Genomic DNA, 20,862 nt, shown 5'->3' on the forward strand with positions numbered 1-20,862 from the left:
GCCCGGTCTCAGGGAGTGATCGTGGTCTGCTCGTCGATGGTGACGGTGGCAGGCCCCAGGACGCCGATCTGATCCTCGCGACCATCGGCGTTGAGCTGCAGGACGTAAAGCCCGTCCTGGCCCGGGATCACGACGGTTTTCTGCGCGATGGCGCGGGTGACGCCGTTCTTCTCATAGGTGCCGCCGACCTGCATGGCGTCGAAACCGCTCAGCTTGCCGGGGGTTCCGGTGTTCGAGCCCTCGAAACCGGGCAGGTTGTTTATCTCGCCGGGCGCGAACTCGAGAATCTTCGCCGGGTCGACGTTACCGGTCAGCTTGGAGACCAGCGCCATGATGGACGGCGGATCGCTGCTGAAGGCCGGATCAGTGGAAAGGATTGCGCCGTAAGCCCAATCGGGGGTGCGGGGGCCGGCATCCTCCCAGCCTTCCGGCATGGGCAGGTCGATGGTGGGCGCGCCGGGATCCCCGCGCTTGACCGGAATTTCGGTGATGCCGTTCTCACGGATGTAGTCGACGATCGTCTTGTTCGGTCCCGCGGCCTGGCCCTCGCTGGTGGGTGCGGCCGCTGCGCTGGTGGTCGCGGCCGCTTCGCTGGAAGACGCACTTTCCGTCGCGGACTCGTCGGTCTTGGTGTCCGAGCCGCAACCGGCCAGGCTCAATCCGAGTGCGACGGTCACGATGGCGATGACGCCGGCCCTCACTGACATGCTCATTCGGTCTCCTTTCAAAGTCTCGCCGTAGCCTACGGTCGGCCTACCTCTGGCGCCATGCCCCAGTGTTGCTCTACACTCGCGGAAAGTTTGCTGGCCCGCTGAACATTCCTCGGGTCGGATCCAGATGTGTTCTTTGATCGGCGGCTGTGTTCTGCCGAGGAGGGTTTTGGCATGCGGGGGTTGATTCGTTCGCTGGGCGTGGTGGGCATGGCGTTGCTGAGCGTTGTCGGTCTGGTAGTGGCATGGACCGCGACGACAGTCGTCCAGCTGGCGGCGACCGCGCTCATCATGGGCGGTACCGGTCATCCGCTGAGCTCGCCTGAAGATGATCCGGTGGGTTACATCAACCCGTATATGTCCAATGCGATCGACGGGTTCATCAACCCCGCCTTCGCATCGACCGGCCCAGGGGGCATCCCGATCGACGAGGTGGGGCCCGGTGACGACCGCTACGCCGTCGTCACCCCCGAGCAGTTCTTCCCGGTGTCCGGATCGATGACGTTCGATGCCTCCGTGACCGCGGGCCTCGCGAACGTCAGCAGGTGTATCCGTGGGTCGACCGACTGCGCCTACAACCCCGCCGTCCCGGGTGCCCCGGCCGGCACACCCGACGCCACGGACGAATTCGCCGTCTTCGGCTACTCGCAGAGCGCGGTGGTCGCCTCACTTCTCAAGAAGGACATCATCGAGAATCCGGGCGGCTATCCCGATCTCGAGCCGGGCGACGTCTCCTTCTTTCTGTTATCCAATCCGATGCGTCCCAACGGCGGCGTCCTGGCCAGGGGGCCCGAGGGCCTGACGATCCCGATCATCGGAATCACCTTCCACGGAGCCACTCCGACCGACAGCTGTAATGCGTCTGGTGAGTGCTACGACACCGCCGACGTCGCAGCGCAATACGACATTCTCGGCGGCGACGCACCGGCCAGCCTCACCAACTTGTTGGCCATCGCGAACGCCGTGGCCGGGTACTACTACTTTCACGGTGATATGCAGAACGCGAGTCTCGAGGACGCCGAGTACCAAGGCTCCCACGGTGACACCGATTACTACCTTGTTCGCGCCCAACGCCTGCCCATCCTGATGCCGTTCGAGGCCTTCGTGCCGTCGCCGATCCTCACGCTGCTCGAGGCTCCGTTGAAAGCGGCGATCGAGGCCGGCTATGCGCGCGACGTCAATCCGGGCGTGGCCACCAAGGTGGGGCTGCTTCCGTTTCGGGATCCGGTGCAGGCCATCGTGAACATCGTCAAGGCGATCCCGGTGGGTATCGACGACGCGATCGCCGAAGCATCCGGAGACGAAAACAATCGGCCCCTCGGCACCGATCCGGTGACCAGCCCGTTCGGGGTGGGCGGTTCCGAGCTGCCCGATCCAGCATCGGCCGACGGCGACGAGAACTCGATGGTCTCCTCACGACTGGGTGACGACCCCGGACACGGGGCCCTCGAAGGGGAGAGCGGTGAGGAGCAGGTCGACGAGGGACAGGTCATCGAAGCCGGCGCGCTGGAGGAAGAGGGCGCCGACAACCTCGACGCGACCACGCCCCGCGTCGGCCCCAGGCCGGTGACCAGAGTCGGCGAGCAGATCCGCAACACTCTGGACTCCATCCGCCTGCCGAAGATCAGAGGCCCGATCAGGTTCGACTCGCAGCGCGACACCACACCGTCTTCACCCGCAACGCCCGGCGATAACAACACTGCCCCCGACGCGCCGGATTCCACCCCGGCCGAGGCGGCAAGCCCCGCAGCCGCCTGACGGCCGAATCAGACGTCGCAGTTGAGCGAAACGGTGATCGACCGGCTGACGACGACGGTGATGAACTCGCGGTCCTCACCCTTGCCGACGGAATACGTCCGGGTGACCTCCTGCGGATTGCGCACGTTGGTGACGAAGCACTCGCCCAACGGCGCGCTACCCACCCGATCGATCACGACGTTGTATCCGACGGACTCCAACTCGCCGATCGTCTGGTACGCGTTGCCGCCCCTGTTGGGCTCCGCCGCCGCCACGCCCGCGGGAGCGAGGACAACTCCTATCAACGCTATCGTTGCTAATAGACCCCATTTGCGCATGAGGGCCTCCGTTCTTAATTTGCCTGGTACTTATGCATCGGCGAACGGACATATTTCGTTGCATGTATAGCTGTAAGGATTCTCTGAGGTATTGGCGCCCGGTATGGGCCATGGGTGCGACGGCGGCTCTGCTCGCGGCGGCTTGTGGCTCGGGCGAGGATCCGCAGCCGGAAGTGACCATGTCGCCGGGCGCAACGCCGCGGATCGACCCGGCCAGGATCGATCGGGTTCGCCATGATCTGCCCGACGGCTATGAGGTCGCTACACTGACGGGCCAGGTGCGGCCGCCGGCGTTATGGGGGTTCGGTACGCAATGGTCGGCAGAACCGCCGCAATGCGGTCTGCTCGCGGATCCCGCCGTCGACCCCGCCTCGACCAAAGGGTGGTCGGGGTCGGGAACGGGAGGCATCGTCTACGTCGTCGTCGCGGAGTCGACGGCAGGTCTGGACCCGGGGGCCGCAGCGTCATGCGGGCAGTGGACCCTCTCGGCCGGGCAGGCGGACGGCACCGTCACGATGACCGCCGCGCCGGCGATCGAGAACGCCGAGACCGTCGCCATGGCGACCGTAACAACGACCGTCGTCGAGGGCGGCACCGAAACTCACTCGCACGCCGATACCGTCACCGCCTACTTGGACGGTCACGTGGCGTTCGTCTCTGTGGTGACCGATCCCGGATCGCCGCATCCGCAACTCGACGCGGCTTTCGCGAATGAACTGATGGTGAAAACGGCGGCGGCATTGCGGGGTTGACGAAGGGGCTGCGGGTAAGTTGGCGGCGATGTTCAAGAGCGCAAGGCTCGGCAGCCAGTTGGCCCTGGTTTGCGCGGGGCTACTGGCTGCATGTGGATCTTCGGAGTCGGCGGATCTCTCCAGCGCCGACATCGCCCGCGTCAAGGACGTGCGCTCGAGTTTCGGTCCGCAGTTCAAGGTGACCGAGGTCGCGCCGACGGGAATTGATCCGCGACTGCTCGGACGGCCGGCGCTGCCCGAGGGGATGAAGTTCGATCCGGCCGACTGCGGATCCTTCGCCACCGCACAGGTGCTGCCCGACGGGGTGAAGGGCAACATGGCCGCCACCACCGCCGAGGGTGACGGTAACCGGTTCATCGTCATCGCGGTGGAAACCTCCGAACCCGTTCCGGTCAACCGTCCCGCCGACAACTGCAAGCGGGTGGGTTTCGCCGGTGGCGGCATGCGCGGTCTGGTCGAGGTCGTGGATTCGCCGCAGATCGAGGGCGCCGAGACGATGGGGACCCATCGAGTGCTGCAGACGATCGTCAACGGCAAGCCGGGCGCCGGGGAGATCTACAACTACATCGCGAGCTTCGGAACATTCCTCGTCATCGTCACCGCGAACCCGTTGGTGCCGCCGGACAAGCCCGTCGCGCCAGTCGACACGCAGCGCGCGCGCGACCTCCTCCTGTCGGCCGTGGGGGCGGTCAAGGGTTAGCGGACGTCGTGCGGGCGGAACTGGATGCTGATCCGTGGGCCGGTCGGTCGAGACGTCTTCGGGATCGCGTGTTCCCAGGTGCGCTGGCACGAGCCACCCATCACCAACAGGTCGCCGTGGCAGTGTTTGAGGCGCAGCGACTTGCCGCCGCCACGCGGCCGCAGCGCGAAAACCCTTGTGGCGCCGAGGCTGACGATGGCGACCATGGTGTCCTCGGTGCTGCTGCGGCCGATCGTGTCGCCGTGCCAGGCCACGCTGTCGTCGCCGTCGCGGTAGAGGCACAACCCGGCGGTGGTGAACGGTTCGCCGAGTTCGCCCGCGTAGGCATCGTTGAGACGGCGCCGGATCTGTTTCAGCCGCGGGTGCGGAACCGGGTCGTCGACCAGCTGGTGGAAGCTGACGAGGCGGGGCACATCGAGCACGCGGTCGTACATCTGCCGTCGCTCGGCGCGCCACGGGATGACGTCATGCAGCTCGGTGAACAGCGAGTCGGCGTCCTCCAGCCACCCGGACCGATAGTCGATCCAGGCGCCGTCGCCGAGATGGCGCCGTTCGGCGTGCTCGAACAGCGAGCTCTGTAGAGCCAGCTCCATGCCGGCGAGTTTATCGCACAAGCGTTCGAAGTTTCAGAGGCGCACGGCTCCCGGTCCCTCACCGGCCAGGACATCGCCCGGATTGGACAGCGCGCAGGTCTTCAGGCTCAGGCAACCGCAGCCGATGCAGCCGGTGAGATTGTCGCGTAGCCGCTGCAGGTGCAGGATGCGGTCGTCGAGGTCCTGGCGCCAGCCGGCGGACAGCTTGGCCCAGTCCTTGCTCGTCGGGACGCGGTCGGTGGGCAGGGTGGCCAGTGCCTCCCGGATGCGGGCGAGTGGAATGCCGAGGCGCTGGCTCATTCGGATGAACGCGACACGACGCAGCGTTTCACGGGCATAGCGCCGTTGATTGCCGCCGGTTCGCTTGCTGGTGATGAGCCCTTCGCGTTCGTAGAAGTGCAGCGCCGAGATGGCGACGCCACTTCGAACGGACATGTCCGAGGGCGTGAGTTCGTGTACCAACTCCATGACCTCAACCCTAGTTGAGGTAGCCGCGCGCGCCATGCGCGATACGGTGCTAGATGTGACCACGCTGGGCTGTGACTCCGAGGTCGGCAGGCTACGGGCGGTAATCCTGCACCGGCCCGGCGCCGAACTGCAGCGGCTGACTCCCCGCAACAACGACAAGCTGCTTTTCGACGGGCTGCCATGGGTGGCCAAGGCGCAGCGCGAACACGATGCGTTCGCCGCCCTGCTGGCTTCGCGTGGTGTCGAGGTGCTGTTGCTTGCCGATCTGGTGACCGAGGCGCTGGCCAAAAGTGGTGCGGCGCGGATGCACGGCATCGCGGCTGCTGTCGATCCGCGACGGCTGGGACTGCCGTTGGCACAGGAGCTTTCGGCCTACCTGCGCACGCTGGATGCTGCGCCGCTGGCGTCGGTGCTGATGGCCGGGATGACCTTCAACGAGTTGCCGTTCAGCGGCGGTGAACTGTCGTTGGTGCGGCGCATGCATCACGGTGGAGATTTCGTCATCGATCCGCTGCCGAATCTGCTTTTCACGAGGGACTCGTCATTCTGGATCGGTCCGCGGGTGGCGATCACGTCGCTGGCCCTGCCCGCGCGCGTTCGCGAGACGTCGCTGACCGATGTGATCTATGCGCACCACCCGCGATTCCTGGGTGTACGGCGGGCGTACGAGTCGCGCTCCGCGCCCGTCGAGGGCGGCGACGTGTTGCTGCTGGCGCCGGGAGTGGTCGCGGTGGGGGTGGGGGAGCGGACCACGCCTGCGGGGGCAGAGGCGCTGGCGCGCAGCCTGTTCGACGATGACCTGGCAAATACCGTCCTCGCCGTGCCGATCGCCCAGGAGCGGGCGCAGATGCACCTCGACACGGTGTGCACGATGGTCGACATCGACGCGGTGGTGATGTATCCGAACATCGTGGAGTCGTTGTCGGCGTTCACGATTCATCGCGACGGTGCCGGTGGTGTGCGGATCGACGACGCGCGACCGTTTCTGGTCGCCGCGGCCGAAGCGATGGGCATCGAGAAGCTGCGCGTCATCGCGACCGGGCTGGATCCCGTCACCGCGGAGCGCGAACAGTGGGACGACGGCAACAACACGCTGGCGGTGGCGCCGGGAGTGGTGATCGCATACGAACGCAACGCCGAAACCAATGCGCGGCTGGCAGATTCGGGTATCGAGGTGTTGCCGATCGAGGCGTCGGAACTGGGCACCGGCCGCGGCGGCCCGCGCTGTATGTCGTGTCCCGCGGCGCGAGACCCGCTCTGACGCTCGCTGCTGCGTCATCGCTATCGACGAACCTTCGCGAGGCGCACACCAGGGTCGTCGATTCCCCGGGATCACGACCCTGGAGTAGTTCTCGCGAGCGGAAACCACCGTCGACGCTCGGCGGCCTGTCGCAGTCGGTGCAAAATGAATCCGCGGCTGTGCTCCTTGACCACATGGATATCGAGCCAGCCTTGACTCTCCACCAGCGCGTTGCGTCCGATGTCGTGAACGAATCGAGATCGATCCTTCTGATGTTGTTCACCGTCGTAGTCCAGGCCGATCATCGGCTCATCCCAACCCATGTCCAGAAACGCTTCGCTGACGCCGTCGTGGACTCGAATTTGCGTGCGTGGCCGTGGATATCTGGCGTCGATGGCGAGAAGTCGCAGCCACGTCTCCATGGGCGACTTGGCGCCGCCGTCCATCAAATCCAGTGCGATGCGGGCACGCTTCATCCCTCTCGAGCCCCGGTACCGCTCGACAAGCGGTTCCACATCGTCGGCTGTCAGGCCGGTCGCCGCCGCCAGTGCGTCAAGGTGCCTTACGGCCAAGTCGCGCTCTAGGTGTCGAGCAAGATCCAACGCCGTGCGTGCTGGCGTGGTGACCGCGACTTCGCCGACCGCGCAGATTTCGTCCCAGTCGATCCGCTCATTCCGGATGATCACACCCCGTTGTGGCCGCTCTCGCGGAGCGATCATGTCGATCGGCGTTTCAGGGTTCACCCATTCGGCTCCAAGCAGTGCAGCCGCGGCCCTTCCGCCCACGATGCCGCGGCGATCCGTCCACAACCAGGCGGCATGCGCGCTTAATTCAACCGACGACGGAGCGCCGCGTGGCACGTAAATCCGGGGGTGGACGGCCCTGTACCTCCAACGCAACTGGCTTCGAGTAAGGCCCGCCTCCAGCAGTTCTGCGCCGACGAATGCTCGCTCCATGGTCGTGGATGCTGGCCCGCAGCCATGACAATTCTTCTCTCAAATCGCGAGCTCCACACCAGGGTTGTGGATAACTCGGAAAGTGCGGCCGTGGTGTACGTCTCGCGAGCGAAACCGGCGCAAGGCATTGCGAACAGGCGTGACCGATGCACTAACTCCAGGACGGCAGCCAGATCTGCATGTTCCAGGTGGCCTGCGAAATCGGGATCCCCGTCAGGATCGGGTACATCCACGCGAAGTTCGTCAGCACGAGCGCGATGTAGCAGCTCACCACTATCAGCCCGAGCGTTCTTCGCTCGGAGTTCTGATTTGGTTTGTACAGAATGTCGCCGAGAATAAACGCGATCATCAGCACGAGGAACGGCGCCATCGTCGCCGCGTAGAAGAAGTACATCTGCCGATCGATGTCGGCGAACCACGGCAAGAACCCGGCGCTGTAGCCCACCAGGACCACCGCGAAGCGCCAGTCGCGCTTGACGAAGGTCCGCCACACCGCCCACGCGAGCACCGGCACCGCGATGAACCACATCGCTGGCGTGCCGACCAGCATCACGGCCTTCACGCACGACTGATCCCCGCAGCCGGGCACGTTCTGGTTGTCGATCGCGTAGAGCACCGGCCGCAGCGACATCGGCCACGTCCACGGCTTGGATTCCCACGGGTGGTGATTACCGTCGGCATTGGTCAGGCCGGAATGGAACTTGTAGGCCCCGTAGGTGTAATGCCACAGCGAGCGAACCGCGTCGGGCAGCGGCAGGATGCTGTCCTCTCCGATGTCTCTGCCGACCGCGTGCCGGTCCACGCCGGTTTCGGACGCAAACCACGGCGTATAGGACGCCAGGTAGACCCCGAACGGAATCAGTACCAGCGCATACAGCGACGGGCCCAGATCGCGCCGGAACGCACCGAGCCACGGCCGCGGGACGCGATACTGCTTGCGCGCTGCGATGTCGAACGCCAGCGTCATCACCCCGAAGAACGCCACAAAGTACAGCCCGGACCACTTTGTCGCACAAGCCAATCCGAGTAGCACCCCGGCGCCGAACCGCCACCACCGCACGCCTAGTCGCGGCCCCCATTGCGTTTCACCGATGCGGCCCTCGAGCAGCGCCACATGCATCCGCTCACGCACCTGGTCGCGGTCGACCATCAAACAACCGAACGCTGCCACCACGAAGAAGACCAGGAACCCGTCGAGCAGCGCGGTGCGCGCGGCGACGAAGCTGACCCCGTCGGCGACCAGCAGGAGCCCCGCGATTCCGCCGACGACCGTGGACCGGCTGATCCGCCGCGCGATCCGCACGACGAGCAGCACGGTGATGACCCCGCAGACGGCTCCGGAGAAACGCCAGCCCAGGCCGTTGTAACCGAACAACCATTCGCCGAGCGCGATCAGCTGCTTGCCCACCGGCGGATGCACCACCAAGCCGTAGCCGGGGTTGTCCTCGAGGCCGTTGTTGTTCAGCACCTGCCACGCCTGCGGCGCGTAGTGCTTCTCGTCGAAGATCGGCGTTCCCGCATCGGTCGGCGAGCCGAGGTTCAGGAAGCGCGTCACCGCCGCCTGCGCAGTGACGACGGCGGTCATCGCCCAGCCTTGGAGACGGTCCATCGGGCCGAAGTCGGCGACCGGCACCAGCGGCGCGGGGCTGATGACAGGGACCGCGCGCGAGGCTTCGGTTGCGGGGGCGGTCACGCAAGCGATCGTAGGCTGTCCCGCATGAACCCCGGCCGACTGCTTATCGGCGCCACGCCGCTGGGTCAGCCCTCGGATGCGTCTGCGCGGTTGGTCAGCGCCCTGGCCAGGGCCGACGTGATCGCCGCCGAGGACACCCGGCGGATCCGGACCCTGGCCCAGGCCCTCGAGGTCAAACCCGCGGGCAGGATTGTCAGCCTGTACGACCAGAACGAGGCGGCGCGGGTTCCGGCGCTGGTCGCCGAGATCGCGGCCGGCGCGACGGTTCTGCTGGTCAGTGACGCCGGCATGCCCCTGATCAGCGATCCGGGATACCGGTTGGTGTCCGCCTGTATCGACAGTGGGTTACCGATCTCGTGCTTGCCGGGCCCTTCGGCGGTGACGACGGCGCTGGCCGTGTCGGGTCTACCGTCGGAGCGATTCTGCTTCGAGGGCTTCGCACCGCGCAGGCACTCGGCGCGGATGACCTGGCTCGCCACCCTCGCTGCCGAGTCGCGCACGTGCGTGTTCTTCGAGTCGCCCCGACGGCTGGCCGAGACGCTCAAGGACGCCGTCGAGGCGCTGGGCCCAGACCGCGAAGTCGTCGTGTGCCGCGAGTTGACGAAGACGCATGAGGAGATCCTTCGCGGCTCGCTGGCGGAGCTGGCCGAGTGGGCGAAGGAGGGTGTGCTCGGCGAGATCACCGTCGTGCTGGCGGGCGCGACTCTGAAGGCGGATGTGGAGTCGCTGGTGTCGCAGGTGCAGGACCTCGTCGAGCAGGGCATGCGGGTCAAGGATGCATGCGCGCAGGTGATCGCAACGAATCCGGGCTCGCCGTCGCGACGCGAACTCTACGATGCGGTTCTGCGCTCGCGTGACTGAAGGAGTCGATAGATGAACACCGCGCTGTTCGTAGTCCTCTTGGTAGTCGGCATTGTGGCCCTGTTGGTGCTGATCTGGATTCCGATCCTGGTGTGGTTGCGCCGTCGCAGCGGCGCCACTGCCGAGCAGCTGAGCGCAGAGATCGAAGGCGAATCGGTTCTCCGCGCACCGGAGAAGGGCTCCTACCGCGGGTCGACTGCGCCGGGATTCCCCGCGGTGAAGAACACCGGGCTGATTGCGCTCACCCAGCGGCGGCTGGTCTTTCGAACTCTTACCGGTCATTTGATCGAAGTTCCGGTCGAGTCGATCACCGGAGTGCGAGAGGCCGCGGTCTTCAAGGGTTCGGTCGTCGGCGGACAGACGCATCTGATCGTCCAGACATCCGCGGGTGAGATCGGTTTCTACGTCTTCGCCGGCATCGCCGACTGGACCGCGGCGATTACGGAGTTGGTACCCGGCCAGCGGATGTGACGCTGGCGGAACGATGCCCCTCATGGTCAGCGAGGCGGCGTCCAAGTGTTAACCGCGCCACTGCGCGCGCATGACGCTTCGGGCAATGAGATCAGCTGTGCGCGGGCATCCGCCGCTGAGCGTCGACGTCGATGAACGGCGCTGCCTTGTGCAGGCACTCATCCCACTCCCGGTCGGGATCGGAATCCGCGGTGATGCCGCCGCCGACGCCGAGTACCGCGTTACCGTCGGCGTCGAACTCGACGGTGCGGATCGCTACGTTCAGCTCGCACCCGGCGATCGGTGAGGCCAAGCCGACTGTCCCACAGTATATTCCGCGGCGATTCTGCTCCCAGCCAGTGAGCAGCTGGCGGGCCCGCAGCTTGGGCGTACCCGTGACCGAAGCGGGCGGGAAGGTCGCGTCGAGCACCACAGCCATCGGCATCTCGACGTCGACGCGCGCCGTCACGGTGGATACCAGGTGCCACACCCCCGGCGCCGGACGTACGGCCAGCAGCTCGGGAACGGACACACTGCCGGTCACCGCGACCCGGCCCAGATCGTTGCGGACCAGGTCGACGATCATGATGTTCTCGGCGACGTCCTTGACCGACGCCCGCAGTTCCGCCGGATCAGCGTGCCGCGGCAGCGTGCCCTTGATCGGGCTCGACGCCACCGCCTCGCCGCGTCTGCGCAAAAACAGTTCAGGCGACAGCGATGCAACCGCGCCCCACTCGCCGGCCACAAAGGCGGCGCGCGCCGGCGAGGTTCGCGCGACGGCGTCGGCGAAGAAATCGATTGCGGCTGTGTCCGATGTCGCCGCCGGAGCGGCTGCGTCCGAGGTCGCCGCCGGAGCGGCTCCGGCGGCGATTCGGCCTGCGAACTGCGTGCACACACACGCCTGGTAAACCTCGCCCGCCGCGATCGCCTCAAGGCACGACAACACGCCGCGCCGGTGCGCCTCACGATCGGCCCCGCCCCAGGTGATCGTGCTCGAGGCCGGCGCCACCGGTTCGCGCAGCACTTCGGACACCCAGCCGGGAAGCTTTGCGCCGGAGAGGTTTTCGTGCCACCACTGCCCACCGTTGTCCTGGCGCAGCACGCAATCCGACCAGCCGCCCGCGGCCTCGGGTATGCGTGGCCCGCGCCCGTCGGCGCCGGCGTCGGGGTATGACAGGTAACCGAACCATCCTCCGCCGACGGCATCACCGGACATGCCGGGGGATACGTCGAACACCTCGGATACGCCGACGGGCGTCACCTCCACCGACGGCGCGATGACCGCGCTGGAACCGAACCACTCGCCGATCAGGGCGGCCGGCGGCGGCAGACCGCGCCGTCGAGTCCCGTCGGCCAGCGCGCGCAGCACCGCAGGGGCGCTGCCCAGCTCGCCGAGTCGATCGATCCGCACACCTCAAGCGTGTCAGAAGCTACCGGCTGATCTCCCGCGGGATGTCGACGCCGGTCAGTTTGTCCGGGTTGCGCATCGCATAGAAGTGGCTGATCCGGCCGTCGGTGATCTCGACGGTGATGATGCCTTCGAAGCTGTCGCCCATGTAGAGCTTGAGTGCAGGAGCGTTGTTGTACATCGCCGGCTCGACGCGACCGGTCTCACCGGCGACGCGCACCAGGCCGATGATCACCCGGGCGACCTTGTCAGCGCCGACCACGGGCCTGCGTGCGGCGCTGACCTTGCCGTCGCTGTCGGCGGTCCACTCGACGTCTTCTGTCAGCATCTCGAGGAGCGCTTCGAGGTCGCCGGTCGAGGCCGCGGCGAAGAAACGCGCGGTGATCTCCATGGAGAGTTTGGGGTCGACGGGCTCGAAACGCTTGCGCCGCGACTGAACGTGCTCGCGGGCGCGGTGGGCCATTTGACGGACGGCGGCCGCGGATTTGCCGATCGTGGCGGCGATCTCGTCGTGGCTGAAGCCGAAGACCTCGCGCAGCACGAATACGGCACGTTCGTCCGGACTCAGGGTCTCCAAAACGACAAGCATCGCCATCGAAACCGATTCGGCCAGGATCACGTCGGACGACGCGTCTGTGTTGCTGCCGGTCTCCAGCAGCAGCGGCTCCGGTAACCACGGGCCGATGTACTCCTCCCGCCTGCGCGACTGCGCCCGCAGGGCGTTGAGGGACTGCCGGGTGACGAGCTGGGCGAGGTAGGCCTTGGTGTCTTGCACCGTCGAGAGGTCTACCTCGGCCCAGCGCAGGTAGCTTTCCTGGAGCACGTCGTCGGATTCGGTTGCCCTGCCGAGAATCTCGTAGGCGACGGTGAACAGCAGCGGCCGCAGTTGAGTGAATCGTTCGGCGTGTTCCTCGGTCACGGTCGCACCGGCTGACCGGCTGACTCCAACTGCTGCTGCCGCTTACCGCCCTTGAGCCAGAAGTAGCTTCCCGGTTTGCGCGCCTCCCGCTGCAGGAAGCTGACCGTGCCCTTGCAGACGGCCTCCTTGATCGTGGCTGCGGTGCGGCCGCCGATATGCAGCGGCATCACGGTGTCGTCCAGGTGGGCGAGCTGGACCAGACCGCCTTTGCGCCCGAGGCTGATGCACTGCCCGGTGAACGCCTGGTTCAGCCGTTTGGGCTCGGTGCCCGCGATGCGGCTGAGCACAGTATTCGCGGCTTGTGCGCCCAGCGGGATCGCGGCCTGGCAGCTCATCCGCAACGGTAGGTTCGACGGCGCCGCCGCATCGCCCGCGGCGATGATGCGGGGATCGTCAACGCTGGTGAGGGTCTCGTCGGTGAGAAGGCGACCGGTCGCATCGGTGCTCAGGCCGCTGCTCGTGGCCAGATCGGGCACACCGAAACCGGCGGTCCAGATCGTGACCGCGCTGGCGATCGTGCGTCCGTCGGCCAGGATCACCGAGTCGGGGCGCACCTCGGCCGCGGTGGATCCGGGACCGTCGATGATGGTGACGCCGAGCCGGTTCAGCCGCTTGGCGGCCGCGCGGCGACCACGGGCGTGTAGGTAAGGGCCGAGAACTCCGCCGCACACCAACGTCACCCGTCGCCCTTCCTCGGCGAACTCGGCGGCCACCTCGAGACCCGTCGGACCCGCGCCGATCACCGTGATCGGCGCATCGTCGCCTGCAGCGTGATATGCCGCCTTCAACTGCTCGGCATGCTCGAGTTCCGAGATGGGATAGGCGTATTCAGCGGCTCCGGGAACGACCGGGGTCGCCCCGTGACTACCGATGGCGTAGATCAGATAGTCATAGGCCAACTCACCACCGCCTGAGAGCTCGATCCGCCGTTGCGGTGCGTCGATGCGTGTCACGGAGTCGACGACCAGCTGGATTCCCTCACCGAGGATCTCCGGGTAGTCGACCACCGCATCATCGGTGCCGGTCACCAACTGATGCAGCCGGATCCGCTCGACGAACTTCGGCCGCGGGTTGACCAGCGTGATGTCGACGTTCTCATTGAGCCGCAGATGGTTGGCCGCGAGCACACCGGCGTATCCGCCGCCGATCACGATGACGCGGGTCTTCTGTTCGGTCATGTCAATCTCCTCGGGGTCATCCTCGCTCTCCGCCGGCCCCGAATGTGGCCGTTCAGCTTTGAGCTGGTCTGTCCTCTAGACACCGCGGCAATTCAGACTGTGACAGTCCGCGCCCGATGTGGCCGACGTCACTATCGACTGATCACCCGTGGGGTCGTGACCCCGGTCAGCTTGTCGGGATTACGCATCGCGTAGAGATTCGTGATCCTGTCGTCGACGATTTCGAATACGAAGACGCCCTCCAAGTGGTCGCCGTCGTAGATCACCGTCGCCGGGGCGCCGTTGTACACCGCCGACTGGAACCGAAGGTCCGGCATGGTCTTGGCCACCCGGAACAGCTCGGCCATGAGCGCGGCCACCCTTCGCGCGCCCGAAACCGGACGGCGAATGCCGGTCACCTTGCCGCCGTGGTCGGCGGTCCAGGTCGCCCCCGGCGCCAGCATTGTCAGCAACCCCTCCATGTCGCCGGTGGCCGCCGCCGTCAGGAACTGCTCGGTGATCTGTGTGGTCCGCTTGGCGTCGACAGGTCCGAACCGCTTGCGTCGCGCATGCACGTGTTCGCGGGCGCGGTGCGCCATTTGACGCACCGTCCCCGCGGATTTATCAACGGCCCCTGCGATTTCCTCGTACTCGAAGCCGAACACCTCGCGCAGCACGAACACTGCCCGCTCATCGGGCGTGAGCGTTTCGAGCAGCACCAGCATCGCCATCGAAACCGATTCGGCGAGAACGACATCGGAGGAGGCATCATCCGTGTCCACCAGCAGCGGCTCGGGTAGCCACGGCCCGACGTAATCCTCCCGGCGGCGTGCGCCCTCCCGTAACGCGTTGAGCGCCTGGCGGGTCACGAGTTGTGCCAGATACGACTTAGTGTCCCGCACCGTCGCAAGGTCCACGTCGGCCCACCGCAAATAGCTGTCCTGCAGCACATCGTCGGCTTCGGTTGCCGAGCCGAGGATTTCGTAGGCGATGGTGAACAGCAGCGGACGCAGGAGGGTGAACCGCTCGGCGTGGTCGTCCGGGGAGATTGTCATGCTTCCTTGACCACCTCTGGAGCGAACACCGGCCGCTCGGGACGCGGACCGCCCTTGAACCAGAATGTGGAGCCGGGCTTGCGGCCCTCGCGACGCAGGCCCCACAGCGTGCCCTTGCAGATCGCCTCCTTGAGTCGAGCGCCCACGCGGCCACCGATGAAGAGATTCACCGGGGTGTCGTCCTGGCGACCCAACTGCAGGATCCCGGCGCGCCTACCGAGGCTGGTGCACGATCCCGGAATCCCGTAGGCAAACGGTGTCGGGGAGATGCCGGCGATGCGGTTCAGCACGGTATTGGCCGCCTGGGGGCCCAACTGCGAGGCAGAGGCGCAGCACATCCGCAGCGGCACCCCCGACGGGGAGGCGCAGTCACCGGCGGCGACGATGCGATCGTCGTCGATGCTGGTCAGCGTCTCATCGGTGAGCAGTCGGCCCAGCTGATCGGTGTGGAGGCCGCTCGCCGCGGCCAGTTCCGGCACGCCGAAGCCCGCCGTCCAGATCGTCAACGCGCTCGGGCGCACGGCCCCGTCGGCGAAGACGACCGCGTCGGACCGGACCTCCGTCACGATGTCGGACTCGAGCACCTTCACACCCAGCTTGCGCAGCACCTTGGCGGCTGACCTCCGCCCCGGCTCCGACAGCGACGGCGCCAGCTGGCCACCGCAGACGAGCGTGACTTTGCGGCCCTGTTCGGCCAGCTCGGCGGCGGTCTCGACGCCGGTCAACCCGGCGCCGACGACCGTGACCGGCGCGTCCGAATGCAGGGTAGTGATGGCGGTACGCAGACGCTGCGCCTGCTCGAATTCCGCTATCGGATAGGCGAATTCAGTAGCGCCAGGTACCGATGCGGGCACTGCGCCGGTGCTGCCGACCGCGTAGATGATGTAGTCGTACCGCAGTGCGCGGCCCGATGCCAGTTCAACGGTGCGGTTGGCGGCGTCGACGCGCGTCGCGGTGTCGACGACGAGATCTATGCCTTGGCCGAGCAATGTGCCGTAGTCGACTGCCGCGTCGTAATTGCCCGCCGCGTGCTGGTGCAACCGGATCCGCTCGACGAACTTCGGGCGGGGATTGACCAGCGTGATGTCTGGCATCTGCCAGGTGCCACGCATCCGCAGATGGTTGGCTGCCAGTGTTCCTGAGTAGCCGCCGCCGATGACGACGACCTTGGGCGAATCAGTTGTGGTGATGTGTCGGGTCATGGCCTTAAGACACCTCCCACCCGCCGAACGTGACAAAAAGTGACGTGCGTCACTGCCGTCGCGTCACTCAGCCTGATAGCGCGGGAACACGCCTACCGGGGCCGGCAGTTGAGTCCCGGGTGCGATCCGCCTGCCGACCGATGCGAACGTCCGCTGATCGTCGGTCTGGCCCAGCAGATCGAGCAGTTTGGCCATCGACTCGGGCATCACCGGCTGAGTCAGCAGCGCCGCGATCCGAACTGTCTCGAGCGTCGTGTACAGCACGGTGCGGAATCTCGCCTCGTCGGATTTGCGCAGCACCCACGGCTCCTGCGCGGAGAAGTACTTGTTCGCCGCTCCGAGCGCCGACCAGATGGCCTCCAGGGCCAGATGCATTGCGGTGGCGTCGAAATGCGCGCGCACCCGCTCGAGCAACCCGTCGGCGGCATCCAGAAGCTGGCGATCATCGGCGGTGAATTCGCCTGGCTCAGGCACGATTCCGTCGAGGTTCTTGGCCACCATCGACAGCGAGCGCTGCGCCAGATTGCCCAGCTCGTTGGCAAGGTCGGCGTTGATGCGGCCGATGATCGCTTCCTCGCTGTAGCTGCCGTCCTGGCCGAACGGCACCTCCCGCAGGAAGAAGTACCGCACCTGGTCAACACCGAAGGCGTCGACCAACGCGTTCGGATCGACGACGTTGCCGACCGACTTGCTCATCTTCTCGCCGCGGTTGAGAACGAAGCCATGCACAAACACCTTGCGCGGCAACTCGATTCCCGCCGACAGCAGGAAGGCGGGCCAGTACACGGTGTGGAACCGGATGATGTCCTTGCCGATCATGTGCAGATCGGCCGGCCAGAACCGCTGGAACATCTCCGACGACGTGTCGGGGAATCCGACGCCCGTCAGATAGTTGGTCAGCGCGTCGACCCATACGTACATCACATGGTCGGGGTGGTCGGGAACCGGTACGCCCCAGTCGAACGTCGTGCGGGAGATCGAAAGATCGCGCAGCCCGCCCGAGACGAAGCTGACCACCTCGTTGCGCCGCACGCCGGGCTCGATGAACTCCGGGTGCGCGTCATAGTGCGCCAGCAGCTTCTCGGCATAGGCCGACAGTCGGAAGAAGTACGTCTGCTCTTCGGTCCACGTCACCGGGGCGCCGGTCTCGGTGGCGATCCGCACACCGTCGGCGTTGACGCTCGTTTCACCCTCGGTGACAAAGCCTTCGTCGCGTACCGAGTACCACCCCGAGTACGTGTCGAGGTAAATGTCGCCGGCCTCGTTCATCCGCTTCCAGATCTCGACCGACGCCGCGTAGTGGTCGGCGTCCGACGTCCGGATGAACCGGTCGAACGAGATGTTGAGCTTCTCCTGCATCCGCTGGAAGACATCGGAGTTGCGCCGCGCCAACTCCGCGGTCGGAATCCCAAGGGCGGCCGCCGTCTCCGCCATCTTCTGGCCATGGACGTCGGTGCCGGTCAGGTAGCGCACGTCGTAGCCGTCCAGACGCTTGAACCGCGCTATCGAATCGGTCGCGATGTACTCGTAGGCATGCCCGATGTGCGGGTCGCCGTTGGGATAGGCGATGGCCGTAGTGATGTAGTAAGGCTCACTCATTTGGGGGTCAGCTTATTGTGTGGCGGTGAGTGACAAGCCTTCAGCCAGACGGGAGAAGCCCCCGGCCCCGGAACGGCTGGCACCCCTGATCGACGCGCACACCCACCTCGATGCCTGCGGTGCGACCGATGCCGAGAGCATCCGCACGATCGTCGACCGGGCCGAAGCCGTCGGCGTGCAGGCCGTCGTGACGATCGCCGACGATCTCGACTCCGCGCGTTGGGTCACCGACGCCGTCGACGCCGACCCGCGCGTCTACGGTGCGGTGGCGCTGCACCCCACCCGCGCCAACGCGCTCACCGACGAGGCCAAGGCCGTCATCGAGGGGCTGGCCGGGCATCCGCGCGTCGTCGCGGTCGGCGAGACCGGCATGGACATGTACTGGCCGGGCAAACTCGAGGGCTGCGCCGACCCCGCGACCCAGCGTGACGCGTTCGCCTGGCACATCGACCTCGCCAAGCGCATCGGCAAGCCGCTGATGATCCACAACCGTGACGCCGACGCCGACGTCCTCGACGTCCTGGCCGCCGAGGGTGCTCCCGAGACCGTGATCTTCCACTGTTTCTCGTCGGATGCCGCGATGGCCAGGACGTGTGTGGCCAACGGCTGGCTGCTCAGCTTGTCCGGAACCGTGAGCTTCCGCAATGCCACCGCGCTGCGGGAAGCGGCGTCGCTGATCCCCTCCGAGCAACTCCTCGTCGAGACCGACGCGCCGTTCCTGACTCCGCACCCGTACCGCGGTGCGCCGAATGAGCCCTATTGCCTGCCCTACACTGTTCGTGCGCTCGCCGAACTCCTCAGCAGAGCCGCCGAGGACGTTGCGCAAGAAACCACTTCGACGGCTGTCCGTGCCTACGGGCTGGCGAGTTGCTGCGCGTGAGCGTTTTCGTTACCGTCTTGTGATCAAACTCGGTGGGCTTCTGCAGGTAGACCCATCGACCGATAGTCGGGATAGACGACGTTTTGAACATCTTGAATAAGATCCACCAGGAGCGGTCGCCGTTATTGCGCCTCGTGGTCGGGGTGACGTTGCTTGCGTTGACGTTCGCGGGTGGATTCGCAGTTGCTACGCATAAAACAGTAACCCTGGCCGTGGACGGCTCTTCCATCACCGTCAGCACCATGAAGTCGCGCGTCATCGACGTCGTGGCGGAGAACGGTTTCGACGTCGGCGAACGTGACGACCTTTACCCGGCGGCCGATCAGCCGGTGCATCAGTCCGACACGATCGTGTTGCGCCGTAGCCGCCCGCTGCAGATCTCCACGGACGGCCGGGACAGTCGTGAGGTGTGGACGACGGCGTCGACAGTCGATGAGGCGCTGAGCCAGCTGCAGATGACCGACAAGGCGCCCGCGGCGGCGTCGCGCGGCAGCCGAGTGCCGCTAGCAGGCATGTCGCTACCTGTGGTGAGCCCCAAGACCGTTCAACTGTCCGACGCCGGCGTGGTCCGCACGGTGCATCTGGCCGCGCCGAACGTCGCCGCCCTGCTCGAGGCGGCGGGCGTGCCGCTGCTGCAAAGTGACGAGGTGGTGCCTGCCGCGTCCTCGCCGATCGTCGACGGAATGCAGATCGAGGTGAAGCGGATTCGGATCGAAAAGGTCACCGAACGCGCGCCGCTGCCACCGGTGAATCACCGCATCGAAGACCCTGAACTCAACATGAGCCGTCAGATCGTGGAGGATCCCGGTACGCCCGGAACGCAGGACGTGACGTTTGCCATCGCAAAGGTTAATGGCGTCGAAACAGGCAGGATGCCAGTAGCCAATGTCGTCGTCAGTCCGGCCCGCGACGGTGTCCTTCGAGTCGGCGCCAAGCCCGGTACCGAGGTCCCGGAAGTCAACAACGGATCTACCTGGGACGCGCTTGCTCGGTGCGAAGCAGGAGGTAATTGGGCCATCAACACCGGCAACGGATATTACGGTGGCGTTCAATTCGACCAGAACACCTGGGAGCGCAGCGGTGGTCTGAGGTATGCTGACAGGGCTGATTTGGCAACGAGAGAAGAGCAGATCGCGATTGCTGAGGTCACTCGGGCACGACAAGGGTGGGGTGCGTGGCCGACGTGTAGCGGGAGGATTGGTGCGCGCTGACCATTCGATTACTCGGGCGGACCGAGATACGACACCTGGCGAGAGAGATTGATTTCCGGCCACGCAAATCGTTTGGCCAGAACTTCGTCCATGACGCCAATACCGTTCGTCGAATCGTTTCGGCGTCCAGCGTCAATCGGCACGATCATGTTCTCGAGGTCGGCCCAGGGCTGGGCTCACTGACGCTTGCCCTGCTGGACCGGGGCGCACGGGTGACGGCGGTGGAGATCGATCCGGTGCTGGCCCGACAGCTGCCCATCACTGTCGCCGATCATTCGCACAGCGAGATCAATCGGCTGACGGTGCTCAACCGCGACATCCTGAACCTGCGTCGCGCCGAAATCGCCGACGAGCCCACGGCTTTGGTTGCCAACCTTCCGTACAACGTCGCAGTGCCCGCGCTGCTGCACCTGCTGGCCGAGTTTCCCTCGATCCGCACCGTGATGGTGATGGTGCAGGCCGAGGTCGCCGAACGTCTCGCGGCCGAACCCGGCGGCAAGGACTACGGCGTGCCGAGCGTGAAGGTCCGGTACTTCGGCAACGTCCGGCGCTACGGGATGGTCTCGCCGACGGTGTTCTGGCCGATCCCGCGGGTCTATTCCGGCCTGGTGCGCATCGACCGGTATGAGAAGTCGCCGTGGCCTACCGACGAAGGCTTCCGCGAACGCGTTTTCAACCTGATCGACATCGGGTTCGGTCAGCGACGCAAGACCTCGCGCAACGCCTTCGCCGAATGGGCGGGATCTGGCAACGAATCGGCCAGCAGGTTGCTGGCGGCGAGCATCGACCCCTCCCGCCGCGGCGAGACGCTCTCGATAGCGGACTTCGTCCGACTGCTGCAGCGGTCGGAGGAAAGTCAGGAGTCGGTACCGGTCGAGCCGAAGCCCGTCGTTCACCATCGGCATCCGCGCGACGGTTCCCTGCACGTCTGAT

The 20,862-nt window shown here is 66.0% G+C and carries 21 protein-coding genes; 9 read left to right on the plus strand and 12 right to left on the minus strand.

Annotated elements, in window-relative coordinates:
- Window positions 1-8 precede the first annotated feature (8 nt).
- Window positions 9-713 (minus strand): envelope biogenesis lipoprotein LpqN, encoded by a 705-nt coding sequence (lpqN, locus tag BST47_RS16560; RefSeq protein WP_083126624.1) that lies wholly within the window; start codon window positions 711-713, stop codon window positions 9-11.
- Between the two features lie 171 nt (window positions 714-884).
- Between lpqN and BST47_RS16565 the strand changes: the two genes are divergently transcribed.
- The gene (locus BST47_RS16565; protein ID WP_083126625.1) at window positions 885-2,468 is read left to right on the plus strand and encodes a PE-PPE domain-containing protein; all 1,584 of its coding nucleotides are present in this window, start codon (window positions 885-887) and stop codon (window positions 2,466-2,468) included.
- Window positions 2,469-2,476: 8 nt separating this feature from the next.
- Here BST47_RS16565 and BST47_RS16570 read toward each other — a convergent pair whose 3' ends face one another.
- A complete protein-coding gene (locus BST47_RS16570; RefSeq protein ID WP_083126626.1) occupies window positions 2,477-2,785 on the minus strand; it encodes a hypothetical protein in 309 nt (102 codons plus the stop codon).
- A gap of 110 nt (window positions 2,786-2,895) precedes the next feature.
- Between BST47_RS16570 and BST47_RS16575 the strand changes: the two genes are divergently transcribed.
- On the plus strand, window positions 2,896-3,537 hold the full coding sequence (locus BST47_RS16575; protein ID WP_234809740.1) for a DUF5642 family protein: 642 nt from the start codon (window positions 2,896-2,898) through the stop codon (window positions 3,535-3,537).
- A gap of 28 nt (window positions 3,538-3,565) precedes the next feature.
- Window positions 3,566-4,237 (plus strand): DUF5642 family protein, encoded by a 672-nt coding sequence (locus BST47_RS16580; RefSeq protein WP_083126627.1) that lies wholly within the window; start codon window positions 3,566-3,568, stop codon window positions 4,235-4,237.
- On the opposite strand, the gene BST47_RS16585 is transcribed toward BST47_RS16580, so the two are convergent.
- Both BST47_RS16585 and soxR read right to left on the minus strand, forming a co-directional pair.
- On the minus strand, window positions 4,234-4,830 hold the full coding sequence (locus tag BST47_RS16585; protein ID WP_083126628.1) for an alpha-ketoglutarate-dependent dioxygenase AlkB: 597 nt from the start codon (window positions 4,828-4,830) through the stop codon (window positions 4,234-4,236). The genes BST47_RS16580 and BST47_RS16585 overlap by 4 nt on opposite strands.
- A gap of 33 nt (window positions 4,831-4,863) precedes the next feature.
- Window positions 4,864-5,298 carry a redox-sensitive transcriptional activator SoxR gene (soxR, locus tag BST47_RS16590; protein ID WP_083126629.1) on the minus strand — a complete coding sequence of 145 codons (435 nt, stop codon included), beginning with the start codon at window positions 5,296-5,298 and terminating at the stop codon, window positions 4,864-4,866.
- 34 nt (window positions 5,299-5,332) lie between these two features.
- On the opposite strand from soxR, the gene arcA reads away from it, so the two are divergent.
- Complete coding sequence (arcA, locus tag BST47_RS16595; protein WP_083126630.1) at window positions 5,333-6,559, plus strand: arginine deiminase; 1,227 nt, start codon at window positions 5,333-5,335, stop codon at window positions 6,557-6,559.
- Between the two features lie 71 nt (window positions 6,560-6,630).
- Here the strand turns inward: arcA and BST47_RS16600 are convergent, their stop codons facing one another.
- Both BST47_RS16600 and BST47_RS16605 read right to left on the minus strand, forming a co-directional pair.
- The gene (locus BST47_RS16600; RefSeq protein ID WP_474623429.1) at window positions 6,631-7,281 is read right to left on the minus strand and encodes a type IV toxin-antitoxin system AbiEi family antitoxin; all 651 of its coding nucleotides are present in this window, start codon (window positions 7,279-7,281) and stop codon (window positions 6,631-6,633) included.
- A gap of 364 nt (window positions 7,282-7,645) precedes the next feature.
- Window positions 7,646-9,187: a dolichyl-phosphate-mannose--protein mannosyltransferase gene (locus tag BST47_RS16605; RefSeq protein ID WP_083126632.1), complete on the minus strand. Its 1,542-nt coding sequence runs from the start codon at window positions 9,185-9,187 to the stop codon at window positions 7,646-7,648.
- A gap of 24 nt (window positions 9,188-9,211) precedes the next feature.
- Here BST47_RS16605 and rsmI point away from each other — a divergent pair, with 24 nt between their 5' ends.
- Both rsmI and BST47_RS16615 read left to right on the plus strand, forming a co-directional pair.
- A complete protein-coding gene (gene rsmI / locus BST47_RS16610; RefSeq protein ID WP_083126633.1) occupies window positions 9,212-10,048 on the plus strand; it encodes a 16S rRNA (cytidine(1402)-2'-O)-methyltransferase in 837 nt (278 codons plus the stop codon).
- Window positions 10,049-10,060: 12 nt separating this feature from the next.
- On the plus strand, window positions 10,061-10,519 hold the full coding sequence (locus BST47_RS16615; protein ID WP_083126634.1) for a hypothetical protein: 459 nt from the start codon (window positions 10,061-10,063) through the stop codon (window positions 10,517-10,519).
- 91 nt (window positions 10,520-10,610) lie between these two features.
- Here BST47_RS16615 and BST47_RS16620 read toward each other — a convergent pair whose 3' ends face one another.
- The 6 genes from BST47_RS16620 to metG form a co-directional block, all read right to left on the minus strand.
- Window positions 10,611-11,909, minus strand: coding sequence for an aminodeoxychorismate synthase component I (locus BST47_RS16620; RefSeq protein WP_083126635.1), 1,299 nt, complete (start codon window positions 11,907-11,909; stop codon window positions 10,611-10,613).
- A 19-nt stretch (window positions 11,910-11,928) separates the two neighbouring features.
- A complete protein-coding gene (locus tag BST47_RS16625; protein WP_083126636.1) occupies window positions 11,929-12,825 on the minus strand; it encodes an RNA polymerase sigma-70 factor in 897 nt (298 codons plus the stop codon).
- Window positions 12,822-14,003, minus strand: a complete 1,182-nt coding sequence (locus BST47_RS16630) for an NAD(P)/FAD-dependent oxidoreductase (RefSeq protein WP_083126637.1) — start codon at window positions 14,001-14,003, stop codon at window positions 12,822-12,824. Before BST47_RS16630 ends, BST47_RS16625 begins: the two co-directional genes overlap by 4 nt.
- A gap of 131 nt (window positions 14,004-14,134) precedes the next feature.
- Window positions 14,135-15,037: an RNA polymerase sigma-70 factor gene (locus BST47_RS16635; RefSeq protein WP_083126638.1), complete on the minus strand. Its 903-nt coding sequence runs from the start codon at window positions 15,035-15,037 to the stop codon at window positions 14,135-14,137.
- Window positions 15,034-16,239 carry an NAD(P)/FAD-dependent oxidoreductase gene (locus tag BST47_RS16640; RefSeq protein WP_083126639.1) on the minus strand — a complete coding sequence of 402 codons (1,206 nt, stop codon included), beginning with the start codon at window positions 16,237-16,239 and terminating at the stop codon, window positions 15,034-15,036. Before BST47_RS16640 ends, BST47_RS16635 begins: the two co-directional genes overlap by 4 nt.
- Before the next feature lie 63 nt (window positions 16,240-16,302).
- A complete protein-coding gene (gene metG / locus BST47_RS16645) occupies window positions 16,303-17,838 on the minus strand; it encodes a methionine--tRNA ligase (protein ID WP_083126640.1) in 1,536 nt (511 codons plus the stop codon).
- A 25-nt stretch (window positions 17,839-17,863) separates the two neighbouring features.
- Between metG and BST47_RS16650 the strand changes: the two genes are divergently transcribed.
- The 3 genes from BST47_RS16650 (at window position 17,864) to rsmA (ending at window position 20,861) form a co-directional block, all read left to right on the plus strand.
- Window positions 17,864-18,718, plus strand: coding sequence for a TatD family hydrolase (locus BST47_RS16650; protein ID WP_083126641.1), 855 nt, complete (start codon window positions 17,864-17,866; stop codon window positions 18,716-18,718).
- Window positions 18,719-18,801: 83 nt separating this feature from the next.
- Complete coding sequence (locus BST47_RS16655) at window positions 18,802-19,929, plus strand: resuscitation-promoting factor (RefSeq protein ID WP_083126642.1); 1,128 nt, start codon at window positions 18,802-18,804, stop codon at window positions 19,927-19,929.
- Window positions 19,926-20,861 carry a 16S rRNA (adenine(1518)-N(6)/adenine(1519)-N(6))-dimethyltransferase RsmA gene (gene rsmA, locus BST47_RS16660; protein WP_083126643.1) on the plus strand — a complete coding sequence of 312 codons (936 nt, stop codon included), beginning with the start codon at window positions 19,926-19,928 and terminating at the stop codon, window positions 20,859-20,861. The genes BST47_RS16655 and rsmA overlap by 4 nt, the downstream gene beginning before the upstream one ends.
- The last annotated feature ends 1 nt before the right edge of the window (window position 20,862 follow it).

This window comes from Mycolicibacterium tusciae (assembly GCF_002086795.1).
Lineage (GTDB): Bacteria > Actinomycetota > Actinomycetes > Mycobacteriales > Mycobacteriaceae > Mycobacterium > Mycobacterium tusciae.